5 protein-coding genes and 1 pseudogene are annotated in these 7,124 nt (G+C 70.1%); 3 read left to right on the top strand and 3 right to left on the bottom strand.

What is annotated here, in order from left to right:
* Positions 1 to 485: 485 nt before the first annotated feature.
* The 3 genes from DZG09_RS07090 to DZG09_RS07075 all read right to left on the bottom strand — a co-directional run bounded on the left by DZG09_RS07090 (position 486) and on the right by DZG09_RS07075 (position 4,737).
* Positions 486 to 1,517 (bottom strand): proline racemase family protein, encoded by a 1,032-nt coding sequence (locus DZG09_RS07090; RefSeq protein WP_119696910.1) that lies wholly within the window; start codon positions 1,515 to 1,517, stop codon positions 486 to 488.
* Entirely contained in the window at positions 1,507 to 2,616 is a 1,110-nt protein-coding gene (locus DZG09_RS07085; protein ID WP_162893202.1) for an alcohol dehydrogenase family protein, read from the bottom strand. Before DZG09_RS07085 ends, DZG09_RS07090 begins: the two co-directional genes overlap by 11 nt.
* Positions 2,617 to 2,802: 186 nt before the next feature.
* Positions 2,803 to 4,737, bottom strand: a complete 1,935-nt coding sequence (locus DZG09_RS07075) for a BglG family transcription antiterminator (protein ID WP_119696909.1) — start codon at positions 4,735 to 4,737, stop codon at positions 2,803 to 2,805.
* On the opposite strand from DZG09_RS07075, the pseudogene DZG09_RS17035 reads away from it, so the two are divergent.
* The 3 genes and pseudogenes from DZG09_RS17035 to ptsP form a co-directional block, all read left to right on the top strand.
* Positions 4,685 to 5,008 (top strand): annotated as a pseudogene (locus DZG09_RS17035) (hypothetical protein); the annotation flags it as partial. The gene DZG09_RS07075 and the pseudogene DZG09_RS17035 overlap by 53 nt on opposite strands.
* A 165-nt stretch (positions 5,009 to 5,173) precedes the next feature.
* Positions 5,174 to 5,437, top strand: a complete 264-nt coding sequence (locus tag DZG09_RS16735; protein ID WP_119697437.1) for an HPr family phosphocarrier protein — start codon at positions 5,174 to 5,176, stop codon at positions 5,435 to 5,437.
* Positions 5,438 to 5,442: 5 nt separating this feature from the next.
* The gene (ptsP, locus tag DZG09_RS07060; RefSeq protein WP_119697436.1) at positions 5,443 to 7,089 is read left to right on the top strand and encodes a phosphoenolpyruvate--protein phosphotransferase; all 1,647 of its coding nucleotides are present in this window, start codon (positions 5,443 to 5,445) and stop codon (positions 7,087 to 7,089) included.
* The last annotated feature ends 35 nt before the right edge of the window (positions 7,090 to 7,124 follow it).

The raw sequence follows: 7,124 nt of genomic DNA, 5'->3' as shown, positions 1-7,124 counted from the left end.
ACTCCAACTCCAACTCCAACTCCAACAGAGTCGCCGACGCCGACACCGACAGAGTCTCCGTCGCCCTCGCCGACGGCCAGCGCAACACCGACCGCAACTCCGGTTCCGACTCCCACCTCGTCCGAAACGGTGCCTCCCGCGCCATCAGGCGGCGGAGACCTGGCATCCACGGGATCAGGTGGCCACGGACCGTACTTCGCTGCGGGGCTCGCCTTGACCGTTGGCGGGCTCCTGCTCCTCGGTCAGATGGTTCTCCGCCGTCGCCCGAAGTCGGGCAGCGGGGAGAACTAGGCAACGTCGAACCTGCACGCCGAGCAGCTAGACGCTGGCCCACACCGCCCGAGAGCCTCCGCGCGATGCGAGGCAGCACGTGCGCCCAATGCGAGGCAGCACGTGGAGGGGCGGTGGGGACTCGCAACGCCGCGAATCATCAGACACTCCCTAAGCCTCGCTGTCGCCGGCTCGGCACGCCGAAAGCGTCCTCCTCACGGCGTCAGCAGCTTCTCCAGATCCGACGTATCCACCAGCGGATCATCCAGGTCGACGGTGATCCGCGAATGCGCCATGAGCCTGGCCCGGCCCGTGATCGTCGAGTTCCACGCGGGGAAGTCACCCACGGTGGTCTCGCCGACCACGGCGCCCACGAAGCGGTTGCCGCGCGGAGAGATCGTCTCCAGCGTGTCACCAGGTGCGAGCTCGCCCTGACCAGCCATGAGCGCCAGACGGGCTGAAGTGCCGGTCCCTGTCGGGCTGCGGCAGATCACGCCCGGATGCACGTAGGTCGCCGAGCGGGACTCGACCTTGCCGTTCTCCAGAGTGCGCGCCCGCCCCATGAAGTGCACGAACGGCAATGGGCCCACGTCACCCAGCGTCGGATGCTCCTGACGCAGACCGGGACGGGCCTTGCGTACGAACGCATCGCCGAAAGCGGTCAGGGCGATCTGCTCTTCGGCGGTGAGCTCGAAGCCGTGGGCACCGGCGTCGAGCATGGCGAAGTAGGCACCGCTCCAGACCAGGTCGAACTCCACTCGCCCGTAGTGCGGCACGTTCACGGACAGGCCGCGTTCGGCGACATAGGCCGGCTCGCCCTGGGTGGTGATCGACTCGACGCGTCCGTTCACATTGCGCGCGGTGATCCGAGCAAGCCCAGCGGGCGATTCCAGGACCACCTGCTGCAATCCCTCGATCATCGGGATCGTGCCGCTCTGGAGCAGGGCGGTTGCGGCGCAGATGGTGTTGGAGCCGGAGTACATCGGGTACCCCATGGCCTCCATGATGATGTAGCCGGCCTGAGCCTCGGGGTGGCCGGGTTCGACGATGAGGTCGACTGACATCGCCGGATCGCCGTACGGCTCGGAGAGCAGCAGCCGGCGCAGGCCGTCGCCCTCCTTCTGGAGGAACCGTGCCTTCTCAAGGGCGGTGCGCCCAGGCAACGGTTCGATACCGGCGGTGACGATTCGACTGACGTCTCCGCCTGCCTGGGTGTCGATGAGCTCGAGAGCGCGTTCACGATGCATGCTGGGCCCCTACGTTCTCCCAGTGCCGGTCCGGCACGACGACCAGGTTGCCGATGTAGGTCTTGCCCATGAAGGTGCGCTGGGCCTCGTGGAAGTCCGAGAGCGGGAACGTTCGATCCAGCAGCGGCCGGATCGTGCCGTCGTCGATGTAGCCCGCCAAGCGCCGGAACGCGGTGCGGGTGCCCTGGGACGAGCCGTGCAGCTCGAGCTGCTTGAGGTACATGGTGCGCAGGTCGAGGTCGACCACCGGCCCGCCGATGGCTCCGGCGGTGCTGTAACGGCCCTCAGGGCGCAGGATCCGCAGCAGGTCGTTGAACATCCCACCGGCGACCAGGTCGGCGACCACATCCACCGGGGCGGCGACCACCCGCTCGACCTCGGCGACCAGGTCGTCGGCGCCGCGGAGGATGACGTCCTCGGCGCCGATCTCGCGCATCGCCTCCTCCTTGCCCGCACTGGTGACGGCGTAGGGGATCGCTCCTCGCGCCCGGGCGAGCTGAATGATCGCGGAACCGACACCGCCTGAGGCGCCGGTGACCAGCACCCGCTCCCCTTCGGCGAGGCGGCTTCGTACGAGCATCTGCTCGGCGGTGAGGTAGGCGCAGCAGAATGTGGCCAGTTCCGCGTCGGTGATGTCAGCGCTCATCTCGTAGGCGTTCTCCGAGGGCACCGCGACGTACTCCGCGTAGCCGCCGTCCCGGCCGTGGCCGATGTAGTCGATATCGGCCAGGCTGTCATCGCCCTCGGGCCGGTTGTAGATGCTGAAGTCGACCATCACGCGCTGGTCGATGCGGTTCTCGTCGACGCCCTCCCCCACCGCGGCGATCCGGCCGACGATGTCGGTGCCCTGGATGCGGGGGAACTCCAGCGTGGAGCGGCCGCGCCGCCACGAGGAGACCTCCTGCGGGTCGGTGTCGCTGCCGTAGGCCCCCTCGCGCACCCACACGTCGGTGTTGTTCATCCCGCATGCGTGGACATCTATCAGCACCTCTCCTGGCGCTGGGCTCGGCGTGGGCACGTCGCTGGAATAGACGAGCTGCTCGAGCCCGCCGTGGCCCATGAGTCGGACTGCACTCATCGTCTGCGGTATCGACGTCATGGGCTGCCTCCCACCCTCGGACCGCGCAGCCATGCGGTCGCGCGTCGTCAGGGGCGATTCCCACCCCTGAGCTTCGAGTCTAGGGGGACGAACGCATCGGCGAGTTCGAGGCGGTACATGTCGCGGCGGCGCAGCATGGCGAGCACGCAGAACTCGAGCACCCCATTCCGGATGCTCCAGAGCGGGTCAGGCGGGGGTGTCGATGAGGGCGGTGAGCTCGTCGAGGAAGGCGTCGAGGGTGTGGGCGCGGCGCACGATGCGGGCGGCGTTGTCGGGGTCGGCGAAGACGTCGACGAACTGCTCGAACACCGTCTGGAACGCGGCGCGATCGGTCTCGCTGAAAGCCACGAGAGCCACGACGTGCACCCGTTCACCGCCCCACTCGATCGCCTGCTCGTTGACCGCCACGGCGATCGCGGTGCGCGCGGCCGACATCGTCATCGCGTGCGGAACCGCCAGGTTCTCCGTGAACGCCGTCGATGAGCGCGTCTCGCGCTCGATCGCGCTGGCCACGTACTCCTCGTCGATCACGCCCTCGCGTACGAGTGCGTCGCCGAGCAGGCGGATCATCGGCTCGGGCGCGGCGGCGCGCGCGTTCCGGATGAACGCAGTCGGCGCGAACCACGGCAGCATCTGCGAGCGCAGACCGCGCAGCTCGCGCTGCCGCCGCACACGCTGCACCGCCTCTGCCACGCGCGCGATGTCCCGAGATGTGAGGAACGGCTGTATCCGCACGATCCGGTCGTCGCCGGCGCCGGAAAGGTCGATCGTCGACAGCACCAGATCCGCGTCGATGCCGGCCCAGTCCTGCACATATCCGGTCTCCACGCGCGTGATCGCCAGTTCATGACCCAGCGCACGCTCCAAGTGCACCCGCAGCCGCTTCCGCATGCCCTCGAACCCCGGGCACACGAGCACCGCCGTCAGCGCAGCGCCGGCGTCGGGCTCAGCGCCGACCAGACTGCCGATCCGCATCGCCATGTCGGCGGTCTCGTCATCCGGAATCGCCACGCCGAGCTCATCGGCGAGGTCGCCCGCGACCGAGACCGCGATCTCGAAGACCAAAGGAGAGGCGAGCTTCACCGCACGCGTCATCGGGTTGCGCGAGCCGACATGCTCGTGCGAGCGCTGCACCACGTTGTGCGCGTGCTGCGCGAAGCCGCGCACGAACTCCTCGTCGCTCAGGTCGATGCCGTACGTCGTCGCCGCACGCCGGAGCGCGACGCGCACCGCTTCCACCACGCGGCGCTCGGGCTCGCCGGAGGACTCGCCGGGTTCGACGAGTGAGACGAGCGCGACACCGGCCAGATGGCGCCGATCAGCGGGAGTGAGATGCGAACCGAGGTGCCTCGCGGCCAGATCGTCGAGCACCTCACCCACCCGCACACGATCCGGCCCGCCGTCGTCGTCCGCTTCCGGTATCGGCCACCCTCGCTGCGTGCGCTCGACGGCGATCGCGACGCGCAGCATCACCTCGGCCGCGGCGAGCTCGTTCACCGCATACCCGAGCTTCGTCAGCAGTGCGATCAGCTCCGCGCGGAGCTCCGCCAGCCCCGGCGCGGGCACGCCCATCGCATCAGCTGCCCGCTCGAGCGCGTCGGTGTCGAATACCCGGTCATCGAGGTCGTCGAGCACGAGCCTGGTGAGGAACCGCCGCCTGCTGCGCTCGTTGCCGGCCAGCGACACCATGCCGTCCTCGCGCGCCATCGTCAGCTCGCTGTCGGCGAGCATGGCGCGCACCCGCCGCAGGTCGGCCTCCACCGTGGCGTCGCTGACGTGCAGGGCCATGGCCGTTTCGAACACGTCGATGCCGTCCGGCGCGCTCATGAGCATCCGGATGATCTCGCGCGCCCGCTCGCGCGGCGCACCGTGCTGCGCTCCGGAGAGCTCGTCGCGCACGGCAGCCGCCGACGGCGCCGCGCGATAGCCGTGCGGGCCCGACTCGATCGCGTCGCCGGCAGGAGCGAGCGCATTGATCGCCGTGACGTACGAACGCACGCTGCGAGCGGTGACGCCGAGTCGATCCGCGAGATCCGCGGCCGTCACCCAGCCGACACGGCGCAGCAGGATGCCCAGCACCTGCTCCTGCCGCTCAGCCGTCATGGCAGACCAGTCAACCATGTACGCAGCGGAAGCGGATTTCCGCGGGAGCGGAAACCCGAGTGCATTGCCGGAAGCGGCCCCCCGCTCTCATGCTGGAGGGGAAGAAGGAGTACTGAGATCGATGAGGATCACCGTCATCTGCGGCGCGGGCGCGTCGAGCACATTCGTCGCCATGCGCGTGAAACGCGCCGCGGCTTCCGAGGGCATAGCACTCTCGGTCGCCCCCGCCGCGCTCGCCGATCTTCCCGCTGGTGCAGAAGGCACCGACATGGTGCTGCTCGGCGCCCACCTGCCGGATGACGCCGTCGATCGCGTGCGCCTTGCGCTGCCAGACGCCGAGGTGCTCATCCTTCCCGATGACATCGCCTCCGACCGCGACGGCGCCCGCGTGCTGTCGCTCATCCGGCCCGCGCTCACGCGTGCCACTGCCCCCACCCAACGGAAGGACGCCATCATGGCCACTCGCACTGTCACCATCGCCTCGTCGCACGGGCTGCACGCCCGCCCCGCGAAGCTGTTCGCCGAGGCCGCGAAGAACTCCGGCGCGGATGTCACCGTCGCCAAGGGCGATGGCAAGCCGGCGAACGCCGCGAGCATCCTCGGAGTCATCTCGCTGGGCGCAGATCAGGGTGACGAGGTCACACTCACGGTCGAAGGCGACGACGCCGAAGCGGTTCTGGACCGGCTCAGCACGATGCTGCTCGAAGACGGGGAGTGACGGGCGTGACCGAGATCGCGGGCGTCGGGATCGGCCAGGGCATCGCACACGGCCCGGTCGCGCGGATGGCCGAGCCGCTCGCCGCCCCCAGCGATGCGCCGTCGACGCGGACTCCGGATGAGGAGAAGGCGCTGGTCGCCGCCGCCGTTGCCGCTGTGGCCGACGAACTGAATGAACGCGGCGAGCGCGCGGGCGGCTCGGCGCAGGACGTGCTCGAAGCGCAGGCGATGATGGCCGAGGACCCGACCCTCGCCGAGGCCGTCGAGGCGAAGATCGACGGCGGCGCGACCGCCGAGTACGCCGTGCACACGTCGTTCGCGGAGTTCGCAGAGCAGCTCGCCGAGATCGGCGGGTACCTCGGCGAGCGCGCCGCCGACCTCGCCGATGTCGCGCAGCGGGTGATCGCGCATCTGCGCGGCGTGCCGGCGCCCGGCGTCCCTGAACCGGGGCATCCGTTCGTGCTCGTCGCCGCCGACCTCGCCCCGGCCGACACGGCGCTGCTCGATCTCGACCAGGTGCTCGCCGTGGTCACCACCGACGGCGGCCCCACATCGCACACCGCGATCCTCGCCAGGGAGAAGGGCATCGTTGCGGTCGTCGGCACCGGCGACACCTCGCTCACCGACGGGCAGACCGTGATCGTCGATGCCGCAGGCGACGTGGTCGTCTCCGACCCGACTCCGGATGAGATCGCCGCGGCCGACGAGCGCGCGGCGGCACGGGCGGCCGCGGTGAGCGCGCCGATCACGCCGGGTGCACTGGCCGACGGCACGGAGGTGCCGCTGCTGGCGAACCTCGGGTCCCCGGATGGTGCGGCTGAGGCCGTCGAGCTGGGCGCGGAGGGTGTGGGCCTGTTCCGCACGGAGTTCCTCTTCCTCTCCTCCGACGAGGCGCCCTCGGTCGCCGATCAGGCGGCGAGCTACCAGCAGCTGCTTAAGGCCTTCGGCGGCAAGAAGGTCGTCGTGCGCGTGCTCGACGCCGGCGCCGACAAGCCGCTGTCGTTCCTCACCGATGCGGATGAGGAGAACCCCGCCCTCGGCCGCCGCGGCATCCGGGCGCTGCAGCATCGTGAGAACGTGCTGCGCGACCAGCTCACCGCCCTCGCCGAGGCGGACCGTGACACCGACGCCGATCTGTGGGTGATGGCGCCGATGGTCGCCACCGTCGACGAGGCGGAGTACTTCACCGCCCTCGCCCGCGAACTCGGCCTGCGCACCACAGGCGTCATGGTCGAGGTGCCCTCCAGCGCCATCCTGGCGGAGGAGATCCTGCGCACGGCCGACTTCGCGTCGATCGGCACGAACGACCTCACGCAGTACACGATGGCCGCCGACAGGCTGCTCGGCTCCGTCGCGCATCTGCAGAGCCCGTGGCATCCGGCCGTGCTCCGCCTCATCCGGATGGTCGCCGACGGCGGGGCGGCGAACGGCAAGCCCGTCGGCGTCTGCGGCGAGGCCGCCGCAGATCCGCTGCTGGCCGTCGTACTCGTCGGCCTCGGCGTGACGTCGCTGTCGATGACGCCCGCCGCCCTCGCCGAGGTGCGCGCCGAGCTGAAGCGGCACACCGTCGACGACGCGCGCCGCATCGCGGCGGCCGCGCTCGCCGTAGGCAGCGCCGACGGCGCCAAGAAGGCCGCGCGCGCGGCCGCCTGACCCGTTTCCCGTTCCTCTCGAAGACGAAAGCAGAC

Origin of the sequence: Microbacterium halotolerans (assembly GCF_003569805.1) — a bacterium.
Classification (GTDB): Bacteria; Actinomycetota; Actinomycetes; order Actinomycetales; family Microbacteriaceae; genus Microbacterium; species Microbacterium halotolerans.
The sequence above is the reverse complement of the archived record's forward strand: the minus strand, read 5'-3'. Positions and strand labels throughout refer to the sequence as shown.